Source organism: Paenibacillus sp. 1781tsa1 (genome assembly GCF_024159265.1).
Classification (GTDB): Bacteria; Bacillota; Bacilli; order Paenibacillales; family Paenibacillaceae; genus Paenibacillus.
The window spans coordinates 1,413,718-1,437,079 of sequence record NZ_JAMYWY010000001.1; the positions used below are offsets into that span (position 1 = coordinate 1,413,718).

The window sequence follows — 23,362 nt, forward strand, 5'->3', positions numbered from 1 at the left end:
TTCAAGTACCTGGTATGGATTGATGTTTAAAAACTTGAATACAAAAAAGGGTGTTCCTCAACCAGTAATCTGGCTTGGGGGACACCCTTTTTGTTATGGCAAGATAGATTTGTTATGTGGTGGTTGCACCATATAAGCGGTCATGCCTATATACACTTTGCTGAGCTTAAGAAGCTGCAGGCAATTTCAATTGTTGACCTGGATAAATCCAGTGTGGATTTTTGATATTGTTCAGCTTTTGCAATGCCTGCCAAGTTGTGCCGTATTGTTTGGAGATAGAGTACAAGGAATCTCCTGATTTCACAACATGCAGTTTGGCTGGAGCTGGTTTACTTGGTGTTGGTTTAACCGGTTTTTCCGGTTTTGGTTTTTCTGGTTGTGGCTTGGTTGGAACTGGTGTTTCTGTTGCCGGAGTTTCCGGCTCTACTGCAGGTTTTTTCGCTTCACTGATCCGACCATCTGTTTTGATGTTTACTGCGCCAAGCTTCTGCATGTAATTGATCAATGCTTCGTCCAGCGCGCCATACATACCTGTTGTTGGGTATTTGGCAAACATGGTGTATTCGTCACCACCAACAGCTGTGAAATCATTGGTTGCCAGTGTGTATGTTGCTTCCGGATCAAGGGCTTTATCGCCAACAGTCACGGAATGTACACGGCTACCCTCAGCAGCGGAAGTGTCGATTTTGAACTTGATTCCAGATACTTGCGGGAATCCACCGCTTGGTTCCGGATAGGAAGCTACACCGACTTCAAGGGCTGCCAGAATATCGGACCCTTTCACTTCAAGAGTTACTACTTGATTACCAAAAGGAAGCACTGTGATGATATCACCTTTGGTTACGATCCCTTTTTCAATGGAAGCACGGATACCACCACCGTTAGTCAGGGCAATGTCGGCTTTGCTGACATCACGAATGGCGTCTGCAAGCAGGTCGCCCAGGTTAGTTTCACCTGCACGTACTTGTTCACGTTTACCATCCAGCAGAATAGCTGTATTGGCTACTTCTTCTTTCAAAATCGGTTCTTGTTCTTTTTGAATAGAATTTACGAGAGTTGCAACTTTCTCATTCGGTTTGATGTCTTTTGCTTCCGTTTCATCAATTAAAGTTGCTTGTTTCTTCGTTACTTTACCACCGTCTACCCACAGATCGATGACACCTACATAGTTGGTGTATTCCCCTGCACTTGCAATCAATGTTCCATTATCGGATACAAGGCCATCTTGCAGTACAGTGTGGCTGTGACCATCGATGAATACATCGATGCCAGGAACTTCTTTAACGACTTTAAAGCTGGTATCCGTGCTGGACGCATCTTGGCCAAGGTGTCCCAGTACAACAACAACATCTACTTTGCTACGGATTTCGTTTACCAGAACTTTGGCTTCCGCAGATGGATCTGTAATATCAAGACCTTCTACGTTTTTCGGATTCGTTTTGTACAACGTTTCCGGTGTAGTCAAAGCGATGATACCAATCTTCACACCATCCACCTCTTTAATGAGGTAAGGGTCGAAGAGACGTGTTCCGTCTTTTTTCTTCACGTTGGCACTCAGCATGGGGAAGTTCATCATGTCTGCCAGTTCGATCAGGCGATCCGAACCATAGTTGAATTCGTGGTTACCCGGTACGATGGCTTGGTATCCCATTTCATTCATGACTTTCACGATGCTCTCACCATTCACGAGAGTGGCAAAAGTTGTACCATGCACAGCATCTCCAGCATCAAGCAGGAGAGTGTTCGGGTTTTCGCTACGATATTTGTCAGCGATTCCAGCTACTTTGGCAAAACCCATGGCAGGTGAAGATTCAACTGCACGGGCATGCGTATCATTCGTATGTAGAATGGTAATGTGTTTGCCTGTGCCCGGAGTGGTGTCCGTTGCAGCCGCGGCAATACCTACACTGCCAAACAGCAAACAGACCGTTAGCAGAAGTGAAACGTAGTTCTTCCAGATTTTCATATGAATCCGAAACCTCCCATAATAATAATCTACTTGAGCGTTTACACAGCTCAAATAGTATTTTAACAGACTATTATTAGGAAATCTCGCGAATTACGTAAAAATAAGTAACCTGAAAGTGACATGTAAATCTGCTATTGGAAAATATAATCTTCGTAAAGAACATATGTTCTTAAAAGGTGTAAAAAAAATGCTGCACTTCACGTGGCAGTCCGGTACGTAAACAAAATTTCTCCAAGGATTCATCCGGTTCAGGCATCACTCCGGAGGTTAGCAGCTGAATGGCAAAACGGTTAGCCTGTCTTTCCAGCTTGCCTGGAGCAAAATAGGAATGCTCCTCCAGAAAAAATCGATTAATCCCTTTATGAAGTCGGTCATGGCCAAGCTCATGGGCGCACACGAACCTTTGCCATTCTGGCGGCAAATCATTGTGTATGACGATAAACCTGCGCCGGAGCTTGCGAAAGTACAGTCCCTTGGTGGACTTCCCCAAATTGGTGAAACGAATCTGTATTCCAACCGCGCGGGCAATGCTGAAAGGGCAGTTGGTCCGGTGTTTTCGAATCAGCTTTGTTACGATGTCATCCATATGATCTCACCTGCTGCTTCATTAAATTCAGTTCGTCGTGCCTCATGGGCGATTGTCCGATTCGTCTGTCTTTTTGCGTTTGTTCATCTGTTTGGCTTCCCAGAACAGACCTGTCAGTACATCCTTGATTCGTTTCTTGTCATCTTCATCGAGTGGAATGCCGTCAAACATCAGATCATCATCGTCCTCCAGCATCTTTTTGAAATCACGACGGTCTTTGTATGTAGCCCATTCCGGTACTTCCTGAAGTTCAGTGGCGCTCCTTGGTTCAATATAACCAGCCTGTTTCATCATCTCTGTATAGGGCACCGAGAGTGCATCTGAAATCTTGCGGATGGTCGCTGGTTTCGGCACACCCCGGACCCCATTTTCAATACGTGATATCTGTGAGTTGCTTATTCCGGCTGCTTCGGCGAGCTGATTGATGCTGTATCCCTGTTGCTCGCGCAGTTGTTTCATATAAGGACCAAAAGCGTGCTCCACAATGTATGCCAACTCCTTTGATTCGTACAAGTGCTTGAAATTATAAATTAAGAGAGCTTGTGCTGCACAGATCACTCCGATGACAGAACAACCTTCCGATCGCTGTTATCCCCGAATTTCCTGAATGTATTTCTTGATGGGTGGAATTTCGGTGATAAAGGCGAACGCTTCGCTTCTTCAGGTTCTTTCTGTCCTCTCCGTTAACGTGCATATCTAATCCAAATCTTAACTTATAAAAATCAAATGACTTATACGGAAGTTCATTAATTAAACAGTACTATAACGTATATATACCATTAGGTAAAGAGATATGAAACAATTATGCCAAAAGGCATAGGAAATGAGAGCGAAGGTTTTATTTTATCGTCAAAATGAACCAAAATGAAGGTTTACTCCGATCTCCAGAAAGTGGTATCCTCAAATAGAAATACGAACAGTATGCGAACAAAATGTAACATTGACACAGGTTGGAGTTTAAGAAATCGCCCTTTGAAGAAGGAAATTCCCCGGATTATACCGATTTGGAGTGATTCCAAAAGGCAACAGCGGGAAATTGAAGACATGTCGTTATTTATTTAGGAAACTGGACAACTCTATGAATAAGAGCGTTTTGCCATCGTGCAAAGAACGATAGCAAAACAACATGACGTGAACGATAGAGTGAGAGATATGAATGGAGTAAAGAATACTGAAGGAGGAAGATAAATATGGAATTGATGCTGCCTGAATTGGATCGACGCAAAACGCAAACGGCTGTTGAAGCTGCGCTGGAGAAATATCGAATCTATAAAACGATTGCATTTGAAGAACGAGAGGTTATGATGACGGCAAGTTATGCCGAGCGTTTCCACGGTGCAACCAATGTGACGGGGGATTCCACGGCCAGAACGGCGATCTACAATGTGGATGTGCAACGCGCGCGTCAGGCATATTGCGATACGATTGATTTTGTGGTGTCCCGCCTGAGTGAAAAGGAACGTGTACTCGTATGCGAACGATATCTGAAAGACGATGATGTGTTTGACTATAAAGTGTATAACCATGTCTTTGATCCACCTGTCAGCAAGGATACGTATACGAAGATTCGTACGCGTGCTTTCTACAAAATGGCGCTGGCTCTGTCAGATCGAGGTCTGATTAATATGGAGCCTTTGTCTGTGTCACGGAAAGAGCGGCAGAAGCTGGGTTGAGTGAGTGAAGAAGTTGATCCTTTAATATCCAGAGTGGATTGGTTACAATAGTTGAACAAACCACAGTTGGCATCAGCCAAAGGAGAGAAGTCTGCCATGTCGGAAGAAGTCGGAATGCAGGAAATGGTCACGTTGAAGACAATCGCGGAAACGCTCAATACGTCCAATGACCTGAACTTCATGCTGGATACCGTGGTCGGCAAATTACTGGAGTTGACCGGATTAACGGCAGGCTGGATGTTTCTGATTAATGAACGTGGAGACTATGCTTGTGTTTCGGATTACAATCTGCCCCCGGCATTACTGCGTAAAGATAAAGAGCCCATGCGAACGGGTACCTGCTGGTGTGTAAACCGCTTTAAGGATGGTCAACTCAATCATGCGGTCAACATCATTAACTGTAAACGGTTGGAGGATGCCGTGGAATTCCAATGGGGAGATACCCATGATATTACCCACCATGCGACTGTTCCGTTAAGATCAGGTGATAAGATGTTGGGCTTGCTCAACGTGGCTGCACCAGCCAAGGAACATTTCAGCGACAGTGAACTGGCACTGTTACAGGGCGTGGCGTACCAGATTGGTAGTGCGATGGAGCGAATGAGATTGTATCGTGCGGAGCAGCAACGAGCTGATCTGTATGCCAAGCTGGGGGAGTTCAGTGCGGCCTTGGGTATTGCGGTGAACGGATGCAGCAATGCGGATGCTTTTTCGTTACAAGTTGTACAGCTGCTTGGTCAGCATTATGATTGGCCTTTTGCCGCAATGATCCAGCAGAAAAACGGAATGTTCGTTTTGCAGGCAGCCTATGCAGATGATAAGGTTCGAGCATTATCAAGTGTTCTGGTATCTTCAGCGGCAAACCACATGAACCGAGTAATCCATAGTCACCGTGCCACATCTCTATCTACAATAGAGATGGCTGAGATCTTTACTCTGTGTGAGCCTGACCAGACTATGCATTCCATTGCCTCGGGAATTGCTGCTCCCCTTCCGTACCATACACCAGGGGAAACGGGAATTCTGGTGATCGGAATAGGAACAGCAGGTCCTGCGCAGGAAGACCGTGAAGTGCTGGAAGCTTTGGCCGAGCATATTGCGACCTCATGGGAGAGTCTGAAGTTGGCGGAGAATCGCCGCGAACTGGCACGACTCGAAGAGAGAAACCGGTTGGCTCGCGATCTCCATGATTCGGTTAATCAGATTCTATTTTCACTATCGTTAACTGCTAAAGGCGCGGAAAGTATGTTATCCGGCTCGGAACAGTTGCACCCGGCAGCGGAAGCGATGAAGGATATTCGGGCTTTGTCTCAGGAAGCTCTCAAGGAAATGCGCGCATTAATTATGCAGCTCCGTCCCGCGGGACTGGAAGCAGGGCTGCTCCATGCGTTACAGGAATACGGCACCAGCCAGGGTCTTCAAGTGGTGTTGAATCGGACGGGAATGCGGTCTTTACCGCGTAATATAGAAGAAGCATTGTGGAGAATCGGACAGGAAGCGCTGAATAATGTACGGAAACACGCGGATGATCCTTCTGCTGAGGTCACCCTCAAGTTAAGTGATCATGAAGTGGTGTTCACCGTCACAGATCAGGGAAAAGGTGGTGCGAACAGGCCAAAAGTATCGTCTGGAAGTTCACTTGGCCTGTCCATTATGAAGGAACGGGCTGAATCGCTTGGAGGCAGGTTAGAAATAGTTAGTTCTTCCCGCAAGGGAACAACAGTAACGGCAGTCATTCCACTTCCGTTCGAATCTGTATAAAGTCAGGGGGGAGAAGAGATGCCGATTACGATTTTGCTCGCAGATGATCATGCGATGGTGAGGCGAGGACTGCATGTTTTTTTGACCACACAGCAAGACATGGAGGTTGTTGGTGAAGCATCGAACGGGCAGGAAGCACTGGCGCAAGCGGAAGCGTTAAAACCTGACGTGGTATTAATGGATCTGCATATGCCGGTCATGGATGGAATCGAAACAGCCAGACGGTTGCGCACACTAATGCCAGCAACGAGAATCATTGTGCTCACCTCGTTTTCCGATCAGGATCATGTGGTTCCTGCTGTGCGCGCTGGAGTGAAAGGATATCTGCTCAAGGATATTGAACCAGAGGACCTGGCTGTGGCCATTCGCAATGTGCATGCGGGTCAGGTGGAATTACATCCTGCCGCCGCAGGTCAATTGATGCATGTGATGGCTTCATCCGATTGGTCGATGAGCGGACAGTTATCAACGCATATAACGGCAGATCAGTCAGCAGACAGTCAACTTCAAGAGTTGAAGCAGGTGGAGAAACCAACGGAGACATCTCCTGGTGGTCCGGATATGCTCACTCGCCGTGAACAAGAGGTCTTGGGACTGATTGCTCAAGGGCTTAGCAACAAGGAAATTGCGGTTCAATTGGTCATTACCGAAAAAACGGTCAAAACCCATGTCAGTCATCTGCTCGACAAACTGGGTCTGGCGGATCGGACGCAAGCGGCGCTTCACGCCGTAAGAAACGGCTGGGTCATCTGACCAATTCCGACATATGTTCATACTTAAGTCGTATAAACTCAACCTAAAGGTTGAGTTTTTTGGTATTTCAAGTTAAGTCTATCTGCTGACGAATTGGCTGCGGAAGAAAGGTAAGATAAAGATAGCCAAAGACGGATCGGTTGAAGGAACGTGAAAGTCTGAAACAATAAATAAACCAAGGAGAGTGACATGGATGAATATCGTTATTTTGGCAGGCAGTAATCGGAATAATGCAACCAGTACACGATTGGGAGAGTATGCGGTGGAGATTATTCGGGGTCAGGGACATCAGGCTAGCCTGTTTGATCTGTATACGTCACCGCTCCCATTCTACGCACCTGATGAAAAGCAGGCGGATCACGAACATCTGTCAGACCTGAACACGCGAATGCTCGCGGCAGATGCGATCATCCTGTCTACACCAGAGTATCATGGCAGTATAAGTGGTGTGCTCAAAAATGCACTGGATCACCTGAGTCAGGCTCATTTCAGCGGCAAGCCCGTCCTGTCCATCAGCTCCTCTGGGGGAGCAGTGGGGGTAAGTTCGCTTTTACAACTGCAAGCGATTGTTCGCAATCTGCATGGTATCAATGCCCAAGAGTGGATCTCCATTGGGGGTGCTCAGCGCAGACGATTCGAAGCGACCTTTGACGGATACGAAGAGTACGAAGGCAGTCAGGATATAGAGGACCGGGTGAAGCGGGTTATTGGATCGTTTTTGAATCTGGCCCAGACGTTAACGAATGCGCGGAATGCTTCCATGAGTTAAGAAAAAGAAAGGAAAAGAAAGAGGTTGAGCATGATGATTAAAGGCATATTTGAAACACATCTAAACGTGACGGATCTGGAGAGATCCCATCATTTCTATGAAACGGTCTTGGGTTTACCCCATGCCTATGAGCAGAAAGAACGCGGAAGCTCCTTCTACTGGATAGGCGGAAAAGGCAATGCCATGTTGGGATTGTGGCAAAAGGAACCTTCCGAGGTGCAGCGTCAGCACTTTGCTTTTCATGTATCTCTCGAGGATATGAAACATGCGGTGGCTCACTTGGAGAACAAAGGGATCCAGACATACAACTTCCTGAATGATGATATCGGTGAACTGTACGTCTTTGGCTGGATGCCTGCGGTATCTGTGTATTTTACTGATCCAGATGGTCATTCGCTTGAATTCATCGCCATGCTCCCGGATGAAGCGAAGCCTGAACTTGGCATGGTGCCATGGAGTGAGTGGGAGAAGATACAGAGGCAAAGCGTATGATTATCGAAGAAGTACAGTTATATACAAATCGGCTGGAGGAGCTCAAGCATTTTTATAGTGGTACGTTAGGCATGGAGGTGTCCAACGCGACGGATCAGGCCTTCCGCCTGCAGGTTGGATCGACTAGGATGATATTCAAACAGTGTGAGACGGAGCATGAGCCCTTCTATCATGTGGCCTGGATGATTCCGACGAATCAATTCAAGCAAGCTAAGCGTTGGGCTACATCGCGTGTAACCTTAAGCAGGGATGAGGGTCGGGATGAGACGTACTCCACCAATTGGGATTCCCACTCTCTCTATTTTGAAGATCCGGCAGGCAATATTATCGAGCTGATCGCTCATCATCGTATTCAGAACGAGAGCGCGCATGACTTCTCCACTAAAGACATTGTACAGGTGTGTGAGGTTGGACTGGTGTCGGATGATGTTCTGTCTACGGTGAATGAGCTTCAGCAGATGGGACTCACGCGCTGGGGTGAGGTTAGTGAAACCTTTGCTCCTGTAGGAGATGTACACGGTTTATTTATTGTGGTGAAGAAGGAGCGGACGTGGTTTTTCTCTACACAAAAAGCACAGATCTATCCGCTGGAAGTATCCATCCATGGCGTGGGCAAGCTTCGAATTGGCTAAACTTTGCATTCAGGTGCAAAACGGGCATATGTCGAGCAATTCCATCATGTTATAGAAGTAAACGCTTTATTTATTAATAAGGATATATAAGTTGAACTAAATTTACACGACGATAACGGAGAGGACAGAAAAAAACCTGCAAAAGGGAAGCTAAAAGCTTTCTGAAAGAAAGCTACTTCGTAAGCATAATCTCACATGTATCACCGGATTTTCCTTAGGCAAGGGAATCGAAAAAAATCTGAGGATAACAGTGAGTAGGAAGGTTGTTCTGTCAGGCTTACAGATGATGAAGGGTGGTGGCAAGCTTGGATCGACGTTTGTTGGAAGAGGGACTATCGATTATCGTTTCCAGTCGGGAGCGTACAGGAGATCTATGGCACGCCCATTATGGGGCGGGTGCGATTGCGGCATATTTTTGGGTGCGGGAAAATCGTCTCACTGCCCTTGCCGCCGGCAGTGTTACCGCCGAAGCAAAAGCCATGCTTCGCCAGCATGGGATCAGCCCTGATCAGACCTCTCCGATTGGTGAAATGATGCCCAGGGAAGATGCCGAAGCCCGTATTACGGACGCATTGGATCGAACAATTGGAGAGCTGCACTGGGTGGGACACCAGGCCATCTACGGAGCAATCAGTCTGAAAGCCATTCGCGAACTGGATGGATGGGGCACTGCGGATGAGATTGGTCGGCTGGTTGAACTGATCGATTCATTCGATCGAACCATCCCGGGAAGATCCTGGATGAATACAACGATGAAAGAAATTCGTAGTCTGAAGCCGGAAAAAACTGATGGATTCCCCGAGATCGAGGATCCAGTTCAGTTGTCACGCCTGATTCTGGATGAACTTGGTGCGTTCCAGACCATCTATCATGCGGAAGCGCATCATGACCTGATTGGTCATATGTTGACCTATGGACATGCGCTTAACATATTATATGAACTGGGTTATCCGGCATTATTCTACAAAGGCATTCCGCCTTTCCTTACCATGGTGAAGGCATTACGCTTAAGCCGAGATGTGGATATTGAACAGGCGATGCCGACATTGCAATCACCCGTAGATCTGCTGCCACTAGAACGGGCGGAACGATCGGTTGCGCTCCCTCATGAACTGGAATACTGGCTCACCGATAGACGTTCGCGTGACTGGTACGGAGGTCATGTATTCAAATTCCCGTTCAGCTTCTATCATCATGCCAAGAACGGGGAGCCCGTACCGGAAACATGGGAGAACTTTCGTTATATCATCGCGTGAGATAAAACATACATTTCAGAAGGGGTGTCCGTCATGACGGACACCCCTTGTAGGCATTATTCTGGTCTACCGAATTGTGGTCATCCTGTACCTTTCTAACGGGGCCAAATTTCAAGGATAAAAAGGATCAGCATGACTCTGGACACCAGCATGTATGGTGACTTTCGTACGGGCTGACGAGCCGTCCATATTCCCCAGGAACTCATAAGTGCAATACTCCCCCAGAAAATCCATAAGGAGATGCCTTCGGGCGTAAATAGAAAGGACAGCTTGGGCAGTCCTCTGTTGCCAACCCCAAGAAGAACAGTGGTCATATAGACGAGGGCAAGGAAAAACAACTCGAAGAGCAGGGTTTGCAGCCAGAAATAATAGATGTTGAACACTCGTAGCATGATGACTGTGATCAGGATAAACAGGATACCAACGGATAAGAATGTTGCCGCGGTCCATCCAATGAGAGATGTTGTTACAACATCTGTTTCCTGATATAAGATGTACATCGCCAATGCATACATAGCAGGGCCCGCCATATAACTGGTGACAGCAATCCAAAGATAGAAGAAATACCTTTTCTTCATGGTCGTATCCATCCTTTATTGTTCGTAGGATTTGAAAGCTACTTATGTCATATAAACATCATCAGGATGGGTTTGGTTGGATTATCGATAGGAGTTTCTCTCGAAAAATCTGCATTTAACCGCCATAGAGACGACTACATTCAGGCGTAATTCATCCCGAATACCATCAGCATAAGTGGGCAAAGGCGGTAAGATGGTATTATCGGATCAGCCGCAAGGCAGACAACACTGACAGCTCATACGCTAAAGTACAGACCGGCCATGGGGACGGTTTTTTAATTCGGTGATTGCATCCTTGCCCTGATCGGGTAATAAGACTAAATAGATAACAGGAGGCTACGTGATATGAAAACAGTATTGTATGTTCCACTGGATGATCGTCCAGCGAATCTGGATGATGTGATTGTGCAAGGGAAAGCAGCCGGTATCCATATCGTTACACCGAACCTGAGTGATCTTAAGAATCGTCTGGACTCGGAGAAAACCGTAGATGGCACAACGCTGCTCGGCACCTCCACGCCGGTGTATGGCAAACCGTCCAATATTTATGACTTTATTCTGAAACATGCTGCCAAAGTTGATGGATTCATTATCTCATCTGATATGCTCGCCTATGGCGGTCTGATTGGCAGTCGTCAGCTTCGCGAGGATGGGGGAGGTTCCTATCCAGAGTACGATGAGGAAACCACGCGTTTGCTGGATGTGATCCGCGTGATCAAGCAGAAATATCCACGCAAACCTGTATTCGTAATGGATACCATCATGCGTTTGGCTACAACTTCGTTTGCAGATGGCTTGGCGCTGGATGCATATAATGAGTCCCGTGCGTTGATGCAGCAACCGCGTCAGGCGTACACTGATTTTGAGGATATCATTCAAGGTTATAACCTTTCTCCGGATGGAGTGGAGTATGGGACAACAACCTATTTTGATAAAGAACAGTATTACAATACAAGACAGCATAAATTCAAAACAAATCTGTACATTTTAGATCAACTGGCCCGCACAGGTTATATCGATTTCCTCGCCGTTGGTGTCGACGATGCCAACACGCAGGGTGTTCAGATTAATGAAATTAACTATGTGGAAGCGCGGATCAATGAATGGCTGGGTGGAACCAATGGACAAAATCCGGATCGTGCCATCATTCTGCCGGATGCGGATGGTCTGGGACACGCTTTGGTTGCTCGCATGGCTAACCAGCTATTCCGAGGCGGGGCGAAGACACGTTACGCAGTAAAATATTTTGGACCTCACGGAAATACCATCATTAACACGTATGAATACATGGATGTACACGAGAATGTGGTTCGTCACGTGGATATTGTGGGCGGTGTGCTTGTGGCCGATTCGGCATATCCTGAACCGGAGGTGGTGCCGAATCCGATGGCTAGTGTGGAAAATGAACAGCTGGTGGCTGTAACAGCCGAGCAAGTTGTTCCATTTGACATGGCCTCCGAACTGGACCGTATGACGAAGGGTCACCCAGGAAATTCCGGAGAGAATACAGGCATCGACATCGAGATTATTGCGATTACCGCTCTGGATCAGGTGCAGGCTGCGTTGGAGCAGTTGACGCTGAATGGGGAGCAAGGTCTGCCTACGATATTGATTGATTTTGTGGGGAAAGGACCAGCCAATGTCGATGTGGCTGAAGCGTTGCTGAGCAGTCCATATACCGGACGGGTGCTGGGTTACAGTGCGTGGAATACACCGGGCAACAAGATCGGTATTGCTGTTGGCATGGGGCAGTCCAGGTTCGCGTTAATTACAACAGAGAAGCATGAGCACAAATTGCGAGAAGCGATGAACGCGCATGGCTCACTGTTGTTTAAGCGTTTCCTGAAGGATTATTACTACAAAGCGGTAGCGATTGCAGAGATCCGCACATATTCCCGAGCCCATGCGTTGTATACCAACGTGGCTACCCTTTCGGATCAGAATATGTTGCTGTTCAACTCGGAGGAAGACTATGCCCATCTGCAAACATTGCTCCGTGATCTGATGCAGACGTATACCACGGCGCTTGCGAATAAAACAGCCTTCCAGACAGGCAATGTGGCGATTAAACAGATCTGTGAGGACGAATTGTCTTATGCGACGTATGCTAGTGCACTGTTGGAATATGCGAATCCCGATTTCATCTGGGGCCGTGCGTTTGAGATTACGTTGAACCCGAAAGTTACGCTGAACTAAACTGTTACCTCACCATGGGCTCCTCGTGTTTAGGGTGATCACTGGTATGACTGTACTGATTAATCTCGCCACTGTTAAAAATGATATATTGATACTTCGCTTCGAGTTCATCCGCGAATGTTACTGAGGCACCATAAGGTGCTTCAGAACTTTTTGAGGAGTAAGTACCTTGTACTTCGATAAGCTGTTCGGGTGAGTAACCTTTCTGTTCAATCAGGTAAGTGGTTACCTGTTGTTCAGCATCATTTTTCTTGAGCGGATTACCAAGCAGTCCGAAGTAAGCCCAACAGGATATCCCGAGTATAAATGCTAAGATGACAAGTGAAGTGAGCTTGAATGTTTTACTCATAGGTATTTCTCCTTCTTTTACGTAAGCGACTATGAATTTGATAATAAAATATTAATATATTTGGATAAATTTATCAATTCATTGATCTTGGTTTTAATGCTTACTTAGGTATCCTTTTAAGGATGATTCCAGAATCGTCTTTTTTCCACCCGAACGACTCCCTTAATCGCACCGAAGTCGTACGGAACACCATCCGCGCTAGGGATGAAAGGGTGTAAGATTGTATTATCGAATCAATAGCAAGGGACACACCGAAAGCACATACGCTAATGTACAGACCGGCCAGGTGGCCGGTCTTTTTGATGCGGTGAATTAGTCCCGGTACTGGTTCGATCGGAATACAGACTCTGAGTTCAAAGGGGGAGTCTACTGCTACTGCATTGTCGCTGCACGGTGTGGGCAGATCTCAAACTTGCAGCCAAAGGGGGCGAAATGAATGTGTCTATGAACAATGAGATTAGCACGATCATGAGCACCGGTAAAATGAGTACGCTCATTAAAAAAACGCTAAAACAGAAGCTCGCGGTCCTTGTTCCAGAGTGGGACGGTCGTGTGCTGGATGTACCAGCGTCAGGCGAAGTGTTGGCCGGGCCTTGTGCCGTGGTTGCGTTTGCCGAAGAGGTGCCGAAGTCTGCCTGGGCGGGATATCGACGGATTATTAAAATCTCACCATACGCTCGTCCGGAAGATGGTGGTGCTGAACAAGTGGAAGCTTGGTCAGCCCTTCTAATCAATGGGTTGCACCAGGTAAGGCTGGTGGATGAAGCAGGTGTGGCATTCACATGTATCTATCTGGGTTCTTCAGATAGTGATCGGGTGGATGCCGGGTCTGGCATGATTACGCGCAGTCTGCGGTTTGGGGTGTATATTCCCGAAGACTCAGATCCTTCTCTCACTGAAACAGGAGATGGATGGTTAGCTGCGCTTCAAAACTGGACACAGCAGGAAATTGGCTCGGACTGGTCGGTATATGGGGATGTCTGGCCCGGTGGATACGATACGCCGTCTGTATTATGGCGATTGGCCGGATGCAGCACGTCTGTGGCGGGCACTTCGGCATTGGAGGTTCGACAACAGTGGATTGGGCATGTGCTCACCGATCATTCGGTACTAACACGCCAGACCGTTACCCGGTTGGTAGAGCAACTTGCAGTGCAATCTCGTCTTGCCATCACTGAAACGGGTGGCGAAGAGTACGAAGGTAAAACACGGTATGTGACGGTGGATGAGGTCACCGCAGATCTGCAGGCGGATGCGTACCTGAATGGTCAGATTCGTCTGACTCTGCAACATCGGATTCGTCGTCCAGGTACGAATGTGCCCTTCATCCGTGAGATTCACCATAGCAAAGGTATGGAGTAAACGTTAGTCGAGAGGAACCTTCTATTAGAGGTTGTTCAAAAAGCCCGCTTTTGATTACAAAGGATGCCTAACGGCATCATCAGCATCGAATATGGAATTCAGCCGAAAAAGCATATGCTTACGATGATTGTTTCCTTCGGAAACATGTAGTTGCTCACGTAGTTTTCCCTACGCTCTGCTACTCCATTTCTAACTTCATCCCATCTTCTCGGTACTGAAAACCGATCTTTTTGAACATGCACTTTTAAGGGTGGTTCCAGATTATAGCTTTAAGATGATAGAGGTAGCTTCAACATTATAGCTTCAAATTCATAGGTTCATAGGATCAAAAATTCATAGATTTAGCTTAAAGATCAACGATTCACGAAATTAGTAGTCCAACAATGAGGTGAGATGGCCATGGCAAGCTCAGTGAAAAAAAGCAAACAGACAGCCCCGCGGTATACACGGGCAGAACTGATGAATCATGCAGAAGCCCTCTTTGCCGTTAAGGCAGAGGTGCTGTACGGTGCGCTGTACGAAGCGGCGCAAGAGACGTTTTCCATTGAAGAAACGCAAGAACGAATTAACCAATTTATGAAAGCGAAGGTGAAGGGATAATGGCAGGTGGAACTTGGGAGCAAACGAATCGTCCGGTCCTTCCGGGCTTATATATGAATTTTCAGGCGGCAGCATCCTCGGCCATTCAAGCAGGTACGCGGGGGACGGTCGTTGTGCCAATCAAGGCCAACTGGGGTCCGGTAGGGACTTTTGTTGAGGTAGGAAGCGAAGCGGCGATTGAACGTATTTATGCGGCGAATGTTCTGGATAACGGTACGGCGTATACGTCCTTGAAGCTCGCCCTGTTGGGTGGGCCGAAGAAGTTGCTCGCTTATCGGGTAGCAAGTGCAGCGGCCAAAGCAGCTACGCTTACCTTGAAGGACAGCAGTGATGCCAATGTGCTGCAACTGGATGCGAAGTATCCGGGGGATCGTGCAAATGGGTTCTACGTCACCATCCAACCGGGTGTGATTGATAATACGAAACATGAAGTGCGCCTCTTTGAAGGCAATCGGATGTTGTATGCGCTCCTGACAGCGGATATTTCAGCAGCTTCTCTGGCAAAAGAGATTAACACGGATGAACAAAATGTCTGGGTAACGGCGCAGGCGATTGGTGATGGTGCAGGTGTAGTTGCGACTGTTGCGGGTGCGGCATTCAAAGGCGGCGTAAGTGGCAATGATGACCTAACCAATGCGGAATACATTGCTGTACAGGGTGCGCTGGAAGGGGAGCAATTCGACGTCTTGGCTTTGGATCAGGTGGCTGATGCACCTCTGCTTGCGAGTTTTGCGGCATGGGTGAAGCGTGTGCGTGGTGAAGGCAAGCCGGTGATGGCTGTATTTGGCGGTTCCGTAGCAGATGATACCTCTGCTACAGCAGCGCAAAAGGCAGCAGCACGTTCGCTTGCACTGAACCATGAAGGTGTGATTAATGTCGGTACAGGCGTTCGCCTTGGAGATGCATTCTACAGCTCGGCGGAAACGTCCGCCTATGTTGCAGGTCTGATCGCCGGACAACGTCTAAACCAATCCACAACCTATGCAGCTACGCCGTTCCATGATGTGACACGTCGCTGGACGCGTGCAGAACAGGAGCAGGCAGTACAGAATGGCGTATTTATTTTCTTCCATGATGGTCGTCAGGTGAAAGCACTTCGCGGTGTAAACACACTTGTAACCCCAGCCGCTGGACAGAATAATGCGTGGAAAAAAATCCGTTCCATTCGTGTTTTGGACGCGATCAACACGGATTTGCAACGCTCCGCGGAAGATACGTATATCGGTAAAGTAAACAATACCGAAGAGGGTCGTCAGGCACTGATTAGTGCCATGAAGGCCTATTTGGCGTTGCTCGCACAGAGCAATGTGATTGAAGCTGACGGTTATGATGTCATTCTTGACCCGGCGTACTATGGTGCTGCGCCAGTTCTCAAACCGGAAGCGGATCAAGTATTCCTGCAATGGAATGTGAAGCTGACGGATGTGATGGAGCAGTTGTTTGGTACATTTTACGTGCAATAAGGTTGTGTGGAAGGAAAGAACTGTTTTCTAGAATAATTACTACACGTTGAGCTGATGGTTTACACGAAAACGGAGAGGGCAGAAAAACTCTGAAGAAGAAAAGCGCTCGCCTTTATCCCCGGATTTTCCCTTTATGAAAAGGAATCAAAAAAATCTGGGGATAACAGCGATCGGAAGATTGTTCTGACTGCGGAGTTATACCGTGTAATATTTATTAGTTCAACGAACCCAAGGAGGAAAATATATGTTGGATGCGTCAAGAGTAATTCTCGGTACCCATGGTCAGCTGCATATCGATGGTGTGTGGCAGACAAACATTAACAAGCTGGAAGCGAGTGTGGAGATTGAAAAGCGTGAGCTGAATCTGGTCGGAAACGACTGGAAGGTGCACAAGAATGGTGCAAAAAAAGGAACCGGCACGATGACGGGCTACAAGGTCACTTCGGATATGATTCTGCGCGGCTTCACGAAATTCGAAATTATTTCGAAGTTGAACGACCCTGAATCGTATGGACATGAGAGTGTTTTGCTGAAAGGTTGCATGGTGGACAAAATCCAGCTTGCCAACTGGACAGCGGGTGAGGAAGTACCGGAGGAAACGGGCTTTACGTTTGAAGGATTTGAGTTGCTGAATCCAATTGTGGCGAACTAAGTTTTGAAATAGACACGTGTTTGAGCTGGTTTGCTCATTGCGGGCCGAGATGATCTCGGTCTCTTTGTTGTCTCTACAAGGCTTGGAAGATGGCATAGATGAACCCATTCGTGAAACAAGAAGGAGATAACGCCCAATGAGTATGAATGAAAATATGTCGGAAGAACAGATTTTGGATCAGTTGTTTGAAGCAGCAGAACGTTTGCCAGAGGAGAATGTGCGGATTCAGCGTCTGGATCTGCTGTTGACCTTGCGTGGACTGACATCCTCCAAAGTGGATCACATTCGTGAGCGCTGTACGATTCGAAAAACGACCAAAGGCCGCACCGAAGAAAAGGTGGATACCGAAACATTTAATGCGTTGCTCATTTCGGAAGCAACCGTGAAATTAAAAGTCCGCAGCCTGGAATTGTCCGGCTGGGGAGACACACGCATTACCGGCCGGATGAAGCTGTCTGGTGGAGAACAAGCGGTTCGCCGTATGCTGCTTGCAGGTGAACTGGATGCCGTAGGTGATAAAGTGCTGGAGCTGTCCGGCTTCGGTGTGGAGATTGAAGACCTAAAAAACTGATTCACTCCGGCGGGATGACCACGTTCCTGTATCACATGTGGGTGCGTCATCATCTCCGGCCCGGAGAGTTCTGGTCTTTGCCACGCGGGGAGCGCTCGCTGTTGATTGCATTTTCAGAAGAGGAAATGTCAGCGATCACCTCACAAATGAATCGATGACAATATAAGCCAGGAGGTGAAAAAATGGCAGAAATGATTGTAGGTTTGTCTAAATCTAATGCGGAAATGCGGACAACCCTTCGTTATCTGGATCAGATCCAACGCTCAACCGAACGTCTGGGCAGAGTTCGTTATCAGAGTCTGATCAAGGTGAACAGTGAACTGAGAACGACCGGACGCAGGTTGGAGCATATTTATAGTATGGCTGTGCGAATCAGCAGGCTGCGAATCACACCAACGATTGGGTTGATTGATAAGCTGAGTCCGGCACTGGATCGCGCATGGGCGAAACTGAACAGTTTCAGGGACCAGATGGTTACGGCTTCGGGAACAGTATCGCTTGAGGTTCGACAGAAGATCGAAGTGGCGATGGGTAAAGGAGGGGCTTCGGGTCCAACTATGGCTGTCGTGATTCAAAATAATAAAAATATCACTAATGCTACGAAGGAAGAAGAAACAAAAGGCTTTTGGGAAAAAGTTTCTGGTGTAGCTGAAATCATTAACAATATTAACGATGCAATTGATAACATCATTGAAAAAGTTGGTAAATTTATAAATTTGTTCAAAAAGAAAAAAGAAGAAAGTCCTGCATCTGATCCAACCAGAAGTCCAGCATCCAAATGCTGCTGTTGCACAGGTGGAAAGATGGGCAAAAACCGTAGAGTTCGTTCACCGAATGCGGATGGTGGTGGATCAGATCGTGGAAGACGAAATTACCGAAGTGGTAGAAGGTCTAGTAATCGTTCGAACCGGGGCCCATCACCAGTACCCAATCCTGTACCTGATACTCCGACTCCTCCGGCCGATCGCAATCGTAATAGGGGAGGCGGTAGAAGAATACGAGGAAGCGGTAGATTAGGATTTGCGGATGGTGGATTGGGATCTTTAACCGACATGCTGGCTGGTAATGGATTGATGGATAATTTAAGTAGTGGCTTTGCCAAAGGAGCAAAAAGGTTGCTTGGACCCATCAGCATGCTTGCTGATGTAGCGAATGTAGCGACAGCACCTCCGGAAGAGCGTGGCCGAGCGGTGGGTTCGATGATTGGCGGTACAGCAGGTACTGCGATTGGTAGCGCCATCGGTAGCGTTCTTTTGCCTGGCATCGGGACATGGGTTGGTGGTGCAGTAGGTGGTTGGGCTGGAAGTGCAGCAGGCGGCTGGATTGGAGATAAAGCGAAGGATATTGGAAACTTTATGTCTAGTGCTACCGAGGGTGTAGGGGATGCTTTGTCGGGTGCAGCCGATTATGTCTCTGAGAAAACAAAAAAAATCACCGATGGCATATCCGGCTTCTTTGGGTTTGGTTCTAAAAAAGAAGAAAAGACTGTCTCGGCAGCAACGGTGGCTGCACCGTCTCCAGTTGCAACAGGCCCGCAGATGGCACCTGCCTATATGCCACCGGCACTGACCATGACAGGCCCAACGGCTTATATGAACAGCAAAGTCGGTCAGCCTACATCTGCTGGATTCATGGGAACAAGCATGATGCAGAGCCAAGCGATGGCGCTTGGTAACGGTGCGCAGACGAGTGGAAAATCGTCCACGATGACGGTACAAATATCCGAAGACCAGATGAGTAGTTTGTCCGGTTACTTGAAGGATTTCAAAACTGAAACTACCAATCAGATTGCGGTGAATGTTCCCCCAGGTGCGGTGCAGGTGACCGTTCGTGAAAATGCCATTGACTACGCTGGGCTATCACGTCAAGTTGGACAACGTATTGTAGCGGAAGTGCGTCGTGCGATGGAAAACCGAAAAACGATTATGGCCTAAGTAGAAAGGAGGCCGTGTATGTCTGTATTTGAAGATAAAGTGGAAGAGATCCGAATGGAATTTACCCTGATCGATGGGAAAACGCAGTTTCAATTTCCAGTGAAACCGGAAGAATTGACGATCTCACGTTCCAAAGGGTACGAAACGATTAATATGCTGGAGCATGGCGAGTTTGATTTTGCACAGGGGGAGAAGGTGAAGGAGATCACCTTCTCTTCTTTTTTTCCCAAAGAGTATGATGCGTCCTATTGCATGTACGAAGATTTGCCTGATCCGCGGGCAGCGATGAATATGCTGAATACGTTTTTGATATCGAAAAAGCCGCTGCGCTTCATCATCACCAACACGGGGGTGAATGTGCCGGTATATCTGATCTCGCACAATACGACCTTCCGGGGCGGCGAGAGCGGAGATATTTACTTCGACCTGACCCTGCGCACATGGCGGGATTCCAAGGTGGAGAAGGTCGGCTCTGCGGCATCTGGGAGCAAGTCAGGTTCTCGTACGGATTTGAAAAAGTCTAGCAAGACCTACACCGTCAAATCCGGTGACTCTCTGTCCAAAATAGCAAAGCTTGAGCTGGGCAGCAGTTCCAAATGGAACGAGATCTATAAGCTCAACAAGAAGATCATCGGCACTGATCCGAACCGGATCAAACCCGGGCAAAAGCTGGTGATGCCATGACCTACAAGGTCATTGTCGACGACAAATATGACATCACCAAGCTGGTGGAGACCATTACGCTGAAGGACTCGCTCGACCAGATTGCGTATCAGGCCAACATCCGACTGGCGGTGTCTGCATCTTCGGGTCTGCCTTCGATTTCACCCGGCATGGCGGTGCGGATTAGCGGGGTTCCTTTTGGCGAAAAATCAATGGTTCACTTGTTACATCCTGCGGTCATCTGGGAGGTGGAAAGCTCGAACAGCGGCACCAAGCGGCTGTCTCTCACGGTATACGACCGGATGATCTATCTGGAAAAATCAGAGGACGAGTTCCTGCTGCCGAAGGACCAGACTGCTACGCAGCGACTTAAAACCTACGCCAAAGAGTGGAAGATTCCATACGCTGCACTGCCGGAAACCAAGACCAAGCTGGGCAAAGCCGTGTATCGATCACAGACGATTTTTTCGATGATGTTTGCCGATCTGAAGGAAACGGCGAAGGCCGGCGGGGAGATGTACCATCCACGGATGACACCCGGCGGGTTGCAACTCTTTCAGGTCGGAAGTAATGCGAAGGTGTATGAGCTGGATCGACTGATTGATCTGACCCAGATGCGTACGCTCGAAGGAGCGGTCACGAAGGTGAAAGTGATGGCAGCGTCGGAGTCTGGCAATGGCAAAGAAGTTCCTTCCAAAGTGCTCGCGATTGAGCAGAATGGTGTGGAAGAACTGGGCACTTTGCAAAAGCTGATCGAGGACGATCAGGTGAAATCGACAACCGCGGCGAAGAAACTGGCGAAAAGTCATCTGACGGGGATTCAGGAGACCTTTACGATCTCCGCACCGGATGTAAATAAGATTCGCGCCGGGGACGCAGTGTTGTTGAAGGGACTGAAGCTAATCGTCATGTCGGTCAGCCGTGATCTGTCTGCCGGACCTGGAACGATGACGTTAGAGCTGGGGACGGCTGAGCTGGTGAAAAGGAGGTATTACCTTGAATAAAGATGATCCGTATGGGCATTTTGCCGACGTCATGCGGGGCGCGATGAGCACCCATTCTCGTCAGGCCGTGAGCGGGCTGGGCGCGGTATTGGGTACGATGACTTCATCCGGTGTGAAACTGGATGATTTCAAGCACGAAGTACAGGATTACCTCGTGGCCGAGTTGCCGGGCACGCTTGGACTGCCGGAGCGCGAGGCTGTTGGCGCGATCTCCGGAATACCTGACGTGGCAAACGGCGGAACGACGGGCACGGGACGGTTTCTTTTGCAAGAAGAGGAAGTGGAAGAAGCGGTGTGGTCTCTTGGTAAAGGATTGAAGGCGGGAGATCGCGTACTGGCGATGCGGGTGAATGGCGGTAACGACATTGTGGTGCTGTGTAAGGTGGTGAGTGCGCATGCCTAGTTTGTTCCCGGAAACGGGTGTGGTCTGGGGAGATGAGGAGGACCTGTCGGGGGCGGCTTCGGAAGAGGTACGCTTTGGACGGAGCTGGCGATTCGATTACGATGAAGGGGACTTTGTGCTGACCCCGAGTGGCAAAGTAGCCTCGGCTGGTGGACATGAAGCCTGGGTGCAGTGGTGCATTAAGGCGGTGAAAACACCAAGATACAGACATGTGATTTACTCCCGGAACTATGGTTCGGAGCTGGAGGATTTGGTGGGGCAGGGTGACAGTCGTGGTGTGATGGAAAGTGAGATTACCCGGATGGTGACGGAGACGTTGCTGGCTGATCCACGCACGGATTCGGTAGACCAGTTTACGTTCGATTGGGATCGGGAGCAGTGCATATTCTCGTGCCGGGTGGCGAGTGTGCAGGAAGAGATGTTTATTCTGGAAAGTGAGGTGATCTGACGGGATGGCTGAGATTCCGCGTTATTTGGAGGACCAGACGGAGGAACAGATTATGCAGCGCATGCTGGATCGTCTGCCCGCGGATCTGGATAAGTCGGAGGGTTCGTTCCTGTGGGATGCGGAGGCTCCGGTTGCGTTTATGCTGTCTGAGGCGGCGTTGTGGGCGCAGGAATTACTGCGGCGCGGGTTTGCAAGTACGGCTGCGAGCAGTGATCCGAATTTTCGTTCGGAAGAGCTGGATCTGCGGGCGGGAGAGCACGGCATCACACGGCGAGCTGCGGTAGTTGCACAAGGTTCGGTTAGATTCGTGGGTACGCCGGGCAAGGTGATTCCTGCGGGTACGGTTGTGGCTACACTCGCGGATGAAGTATCTGCTGAAGCTTCGCTCGAATATGAGACAGTGGGACGTTTGGAACTGGATGCAGAGGGCTTCGGGGTGGTAGGTGTGAGAGCACTTGTTGCCGGAAAAGAGAGCAATGTGCCTGCGGGCACGGTAACGGTGCTGTCTACACCTGTAATTGGTGTGACTTCAGTCACGAACGTTGAGGTGATTAAAGGCGGTGCGGATGTTGAGGCAGATACGGCGCTGCTGGAACGTTTTTATGCCAAAGTCCGCAACCAAGGGACAAGCGGCAACAAATCGCAATATGTTCAATGGGCCAGTGAAGTGCCAGGTGTTGGTGCAACGCGTGTTATTCCGTTATGGCAAGGGCCTGGCACGGTGGGATTATATCTGCTGGACACGGACAAACGTGCTGCGGGCACCGATCTGGTGGCGGCCGTGCAGAAGTACGTAGATCCTACGCAGGATGGACAGGGGGAAGGCGTTGCACCGGCGGGCCCGGTGGTATCGGTCATGCCAGCAGAGGAAGTGCCCATGAACATTGAGGTAAAGCTGACGCTGGCGAGTGATGCGACACTGGCGGATGTCCGAGCATTAATCGAACGCGGGGTGACCGCGTATTTGAAACAGTTGGCTTTTGCCGATCCACTCGTTCGTTACACCCGCATTGCCGCGATTCTGCTGGATATTCCGCCGATTATCGACTATTCGGAGCTTACCGTGAACGGTGTGAGTGACCAGAATATCGAGATGACCGCCAGTCAGGTGGCCGTGCTGGGGACGGTGGATGTGCATGAGTAGTGTTGGGCAGATGGTGCATGAGGAAGTAATTGGGGAGTGCGGAGACCAAGGAAAATCGGGAGAAGTACGCGGATCCGGATTGAAGCTGGTGAGCGAGACGCTCC

The 23,362-nt window shown here is 48.6% G+C and carries 24 protein-coding genes; 19 read left to right on the top strand and 5 right to left on the bottom strand.

Annotated features, from left to right (window positions below):
* Window positions 1–166: 166 nt before the first annotated feature.
* The 3 genes from NKT06_RS06150 to NKT06_RS06160 form a co-directional block, all read right to left on the bottom strand.
* Complete coding sequence (locus NKT06_RS06150; RefSeq protein ID WP_253431378.1) at window positions 167–1,966, bottom strand: 5'-nucleotidase C-terminal domain-containing protein; 1,800 nt, start codon at window positions 1,964–1,966, stop codon at window positions 167–169.
* A gap of 172 nt (window positions 1,967–2,138) precedes the next feature.
* Complete coding sequence (locus tag NKT06_RS06155) at window positions 2,139–2,555, bottom strand: ImmA/IrrE family metallo-endopeptidase (protein WP_253431381.1); 417 nt, start codon at window positions 2,553–2,555, stop codon at window positions 2,139–2,141.
* A 42-nt stretch (window positions 2,556–2,597) separates the two neighbouring features.
* Complete coding sequence (locus NKT06_RS06160) at window positions 2,598–3,041, bottom strand: helix-turn-helix domain-containing protein (protein ID WP_253442417.1); 444 nt, start codon at window positions 3,039–3,041, stop codon at window positions 2,598–2,600.
* A gap of 704 nt (window positions 3,042–3,745) precedes the next feature.
* Between NKT06_RS06160 and NKT06_RS06165 the strand changes: the two genes are divergently transcribed.
* The 7 genes from NKT06_RS06165 to NKT06_RS06195 all read left to right on the top strand — a co-directional run bounded on the left by NKT06_RS06165 (window position 3,746) and on the right by NKT06_RS06195 (window position 9,891).
* Window positions 3,746–4,228, top strand: coding sequence for an ArpU family phage packaging/lysis transcriptional regulator (locus NKT06_RS06165; RefSeq protein ID WP_253431384.1), 483 nt, complete (start codon window positions 3,746–3,748; stop codon window positions 4,226–4,228).
* A 96-nt stretch (window positions 4,229–4,324) separates the two neighbouring features.
* Window positions 4,325–5,989, top strand: coding sequence for a GAF domain-containing sensor histidine kinase (locus tag NKT06_RS06170; protein WP_253431387.1), 1,665 nt, complete (start codon window positions 4,325–4,327; stop codon window positions 5,987–5,989).
* Between the two features lie 18 nt (window positions 5,990–6,007).
* On the top strand, window positions 6,008–6,742 hold the full coding sequence (locus tag NKT06_RS06175) for a response regulator (RefSeq protein ID WP_253431390.1): 735 nt from the start codon (window positions 6,008–6,010) through the stop codon (window positions 6,740–6,742).
* Between the two features lie 193 nt (window positions 6,743–6,935).
* Window positions 6,936–7,511 carry an NADPH-dependent FMN reductase gene (locus tag NKT06_RS06180; RefSeq protein ID WP_253431396.1) on the top strand — a complete coding sequence of 192 codons (576 nt, stop codon included), beginning with the start codon at window positions 6,936–6,938 and terminating at the stop codon, window positions 7,509–7,511.
* 30 nt (window positions 7,512–7,541) lie between these two features.
* Window positions 7,542–8,003, top strand: a complete 462-nt coding sequence (locus NKT06_RS06185) for a VOC family protein (RefSeq protein WP_253431399.1) — start codon at window positions 7,542–7,544, stop codon at window positions 8,001–8,003.
* Window positions 8,000–8,635 carry a VOC family protein gene (locus NKT06_RS06190; RefSeq protein WP_253431402.1) on the top strand — a complete coding sequence of 212 codons (636 nt, stop codon included), beginning with the start codon at window positions 8,000–8,002 and terminating at the stop codon, window positions 8,633–8,635. Before NKT06_RS06185 ends, NKT06_RS06190 begins: the two co-directional genes overlap by 4 nt.
* Window positions 8,636–8,931: 296 nt before the next feature.
* The gene (locus NKT06_RS06195; protein WP_253431405.1) at window positions 8,932–9,891 is read left to right on the top strand and encodes a hypothetical protein; all 960 of its coding nucleotides are present in this window, start codon (window positions 8,932–8,934) and stop codon (window positions 9,889–9,891) included.
* A 95-nt stretch (window positions 9,892–9,986) separates the two neighbouring features.
* On the opposite strand, the gene NKT06_RS06200 is transcribed toward NKT06_RS06195, so the two are convergent.
* Window positions 9,987–10,469, bottom strand: coding sequence for a hypothetical protein (locus NKT06_RS06200; protein WP_253431408.1), 483 nt, complete (start codon window positions 10,467–10,469; stop codon window positions 9,987–9,989).
* A gap of 345 nt (window positions 10,470–10,814) precedes the next feature.
* Here NKT06_RS06200 and NKT06_RS06205 point away from each other — a divergent pair, with 345 nt between their 5' ends.
* The gene (locus NKT06_RS06205; protein ID WP_253431411.1) at window positions 10,815–12,665 is read left to right on the top strand and encodes a DUF4127 family protein; all 1,851 of its coding nucleotides are present in this window, start codon (window positions 10,815–10,817) and stop codon (window positions 12,663–12,665) included.
* A 4-nt stretch (window positions 12,666–12,669) separates the two neighbouring features.
* Here the strand turns inward: NKT06_RS06205 and NKT06_RS06210 are convergent, their stop codons facing one another.
* On the bottom strand, window positions 12,670–13,014 hold the full coding sequence (locus NKT06_RS06210) for a YfjL-like protein (protein ID WP_253431414.1): 345 nt from the start codon (window positions 13,012–13,014) through the stop codon (window positions 12,670–12,672).
* Between the two features lie 438 nt (window positions 13,015–13,452).
* On the opposite strand from NKT06_RS06210, the gene NKT06_RS06215 reads away from it, so the two are divergent.
* The 11 genes from NKT06_RS06215 to NKT06_RS06265 all read left to right on the top strand — a co-directional run bounded on the left by NKT06_RS06215 (window position 13,453) and on the right by NKT06_RS06265 (window position 23,258).
* A complete protein-coding gene (locus NKT06_RS06215; protein WP_253431417.1) occupies window positions 13,453–14,376 on the top strand; it encodes a hypothetical protein in 924 nt (307 codons plus the stop codon).
* Between the two features lie 399 nt (window positions 14,377–14,775).
* Entirely contained in the window at window positions 14,776–14,976 is a 201-nt protein-coding gene (locus tag NKT06_RS06220; protein WP_017690177.1) for a YqzN/YkzM domain-containing protein, read from the top strand.
* Entirely contained in the window at window positions 14,976–16,439 is a 1,464-nt protein-coding gene (locus NKT06_RS06225) for a phage tail sheath subtilisin-like domain-containing protein (RefSeq protein ID WP_253431420.1), read from the top strand. Before NKT06_RS06220 ends, NKT06_RS06225 begins: the two co-directional genes overlap by 1 nt.
* A gap of 244 nt (window positions 16,440–16,683) precedes the next feature.
* Entirely contained in the window at window positions 16,684–17,091 is a 408-nt protein-coding gene (locus NKT06_RS06230; protein ID WP_105600731.1) for a phage tail tube protein, read from the top strand.
* Window positions 17,092–17,227: 136 nt separating this feature from the next.
* The gene (locus tag NKT06_RS06235; RefSeq protein ID WP_017690174.1) at window positions 17,228–17,662 is read left to right on the top strand and encodes a phage tail assembly chaperone; all 435 of its coding nucleotides are present in this window, start codon (window positions 17,228–17,230) and stop codon (window positions 17,660–17,662) included.
* Window positions 17,663–17,844: 182 nt separating this feature from the next.
* On the top strand, window positions 17,845–19,596 hold the full coding sequence (locus tag NKT06_RS06240) for a hypothetical protein (RefSeq protein ID WP_253431424.1): 1,752 nt from the start codon (window positions 17,845–17,847) through the stop codon (window positions 19,594–19,596).
* 54 nt (window positions 19,597–19,650) lie between these two features.
* Window positions 19,651–20,280, top strand: coding sequence for a LysM peptidoglycan-binding domain-containing protein (locus NKT06_RS06245; protein ID WP_253442419.1), 630 nt, complete (start codon window positions 19,651–19,653; stop codon window positions 20,278–20,280).
* Window positions 20,277–21,263, top strand: a complete 987-nt coding sequence (locus NKT06_RS06250) for an XkdQ/YqbQ family protein (RefSeq protein WP_253431426.1) — start codon at window positions 20,277–20,279, stop codon at window positions 21,261–21,263. The genes NKT06_RS06245 and NKT06_RS06250 overlap by 4 nt, the downstream gene beginning before the upstream one ends.
* On the top strand, window positions 21,256–21,666 hold the full coding sequence (locus NKT06_RS06255) for a hypothetical protein (protein WP_253431429.1): 411 nt from the start codon (window positions 21,256–21,258) through the stop codon (window positions 21,664–21,666). The genes NKT06_RS06250 and NKT06_RS06255 overlap by 8 nt, the downstream gene beginning before the upstream one ends.
* Entirely contained in the window at window positions 21,659–22,114 is a 456-nt protein-coding gene (locus NKT06_RS06260; protein WP_253431432.1) for a DUF2634 domain-containing protein, read from the top strand. Before NKT06_RS06255 ends, NKT06_RS06260 begins: the two co-directional genes overlap by 8 nt.
* A 4-nt stretch (window positions 22,115–22,118) precedes the next feature.
* On the top strand, window positions 22,119–23,258 hold the full coding sequence (locus tag NKT06_RS06265) for a baseplate J/gp47 family protein (RefSeq protein WP_253431435.1): 1,140 nt from the start codon (window positions 22,119–22,121) through the stop codon (window positions 23,256–23,258).
* The last annotated feature ends 104 nt before the right edge of the window (window positions 23,259–23,362 follow it).

Bases quoted from the DNA above. Each gene is read 5' to 3' on its own strand.
- NKT06_RS06150 (WP_253431378.1), bottom strand. From the start codon at position 1,966: ATGAAAATCTGGAAGAACTACGTTTCACTTCTGCTAACGGTCTGTTTG.
- NKT06_RS06155 (WP_253431381.1), bottom strand. From the start codon at position 2,555: ATGGATGACATCGTAACAAAGCTGATTCGAAAACACCGGACCAACTGC.
- NKT06_RS06165 (WP_253431384.1), top strand. From the start codon at position 3,746: ATGGAATTGATGCTGCCTGAATTGGATCGACGCAAAACGCAAACGGCT.
- NKT06_RS06170 (WP_253431387.1), top strand. From the start codon at position 4,325: ATGTCGGAAGAAGTCGGAATGCAGGAAATGGTCACGTTGAAGACAATC.
- NKT06_RS06175 (WP_253431390.1), top strand. From the start codon at position 6,008: ATGCCGATTACGATTTTGCTCGCAGATGATCATGCGATGGTGAGGCGA.
- NKT06_RS06180 (WP_253431396.1), top strand. From the start codon at position 6,936: ATGAATATCGTTATTTTGGCAGGCAGTAATCGGAATAATGCAACCAGT.
- NKT06_RS06185 (WP_253431399.1), top strand. From the start codon at position 7,542: ATGATGATTAAAGGCATATTTGAAACACATCTAAACGTGACGGATCTG.
- NKT06_RS06190 (WP_253431402.1), top strand. From the start codon at position 8,000: ATGATTATCGAAGAAGTACAGTTATATACAAATCGGCTGGAGGAGCTC.
- NKT06_RS06200 (WP_253431408.1), bottom strand. From the start codon at position 10,469: ATGAAGAAAAGGTATTTCTTCTATCTTTGGATTGCTGTCACCAGTTAT.
- NKT06_RS06205 (WP_253431411.1), top strand. From the start codon at position 10,815: ATGAAAACAGTATTGTATGTTCCACTGGATGATCGTCCAGCGAATCTG.
- NKT06_RS06210 (WP_253431414.1), bottom strand. From the start codon at position 13,014: ATGAGTAAAACATTCAAGCTCACTTCACTTGTCATCTTAGCATTTATA.
- NKT06_RS06220 (WP_017690177.1), top strand. From the start codon at position 14,776: ATGGCAAGCTCAGTGAAAAAAAGCAAACAGACAGCCCCGCGGTATACA.
- NKT06_RS06225 (WP_253431420.1), top strand. From the start codon at position 14,976: ATGGCAGGTGGAACTTGGGAGCAAACGAATCGTCCGGTCCTTCCGGGC.
- NKT06_RS06230 (WP_105600731.1), top strand. From the start codon at position 16,684: ATGTTGGATGCGTCAAGAGTAATTCTCGGTACCCATGGTCAGCTGCAT.
- NKT06_RS06235 (WP_017690174.1), top strand. From the start codon at position 17,228: ATGAGTATGAATGAAAATATGTCGGAAGAACAGATTTTGGATCAGTTG.
- NKT06_RS06240 (WP_253431424.1), top strand. From the start codon at position 17,845: ATGGCAGAAATGATTGTAGGTTTGTCTAAATCTAATGCGGAAATGCGG.
- NKT06_RS06245 (WP_253442419.1), top strand. From the start codon at position 19,651: ATGGAATTTACCCTGATCGATGGGAAAACGCAGTTTCAATTTCCAGTG.
- NKT06_RS06250 (WP_253431426.1), top strand. From the start codon at position 20,277: ATGACCTACAAGGTCATTGTCGACGACAAATATGACATCACCAAGCTG.
- NKT06_RS06260 (WP_253431432.1), top strand. From the start codon at position 21,659: ATGCCTAGTTTGTTCCCGGAAACGGGTGTGGTCTGGGGAGATGAGGAG.
- NKT06_RS06265 (WP_253431435.1), top strand. From the start codon at position 22,119: ATGGCTGAGATTCCGCGTTATTTGGAGGACCAGACGGAGGAACAGATT.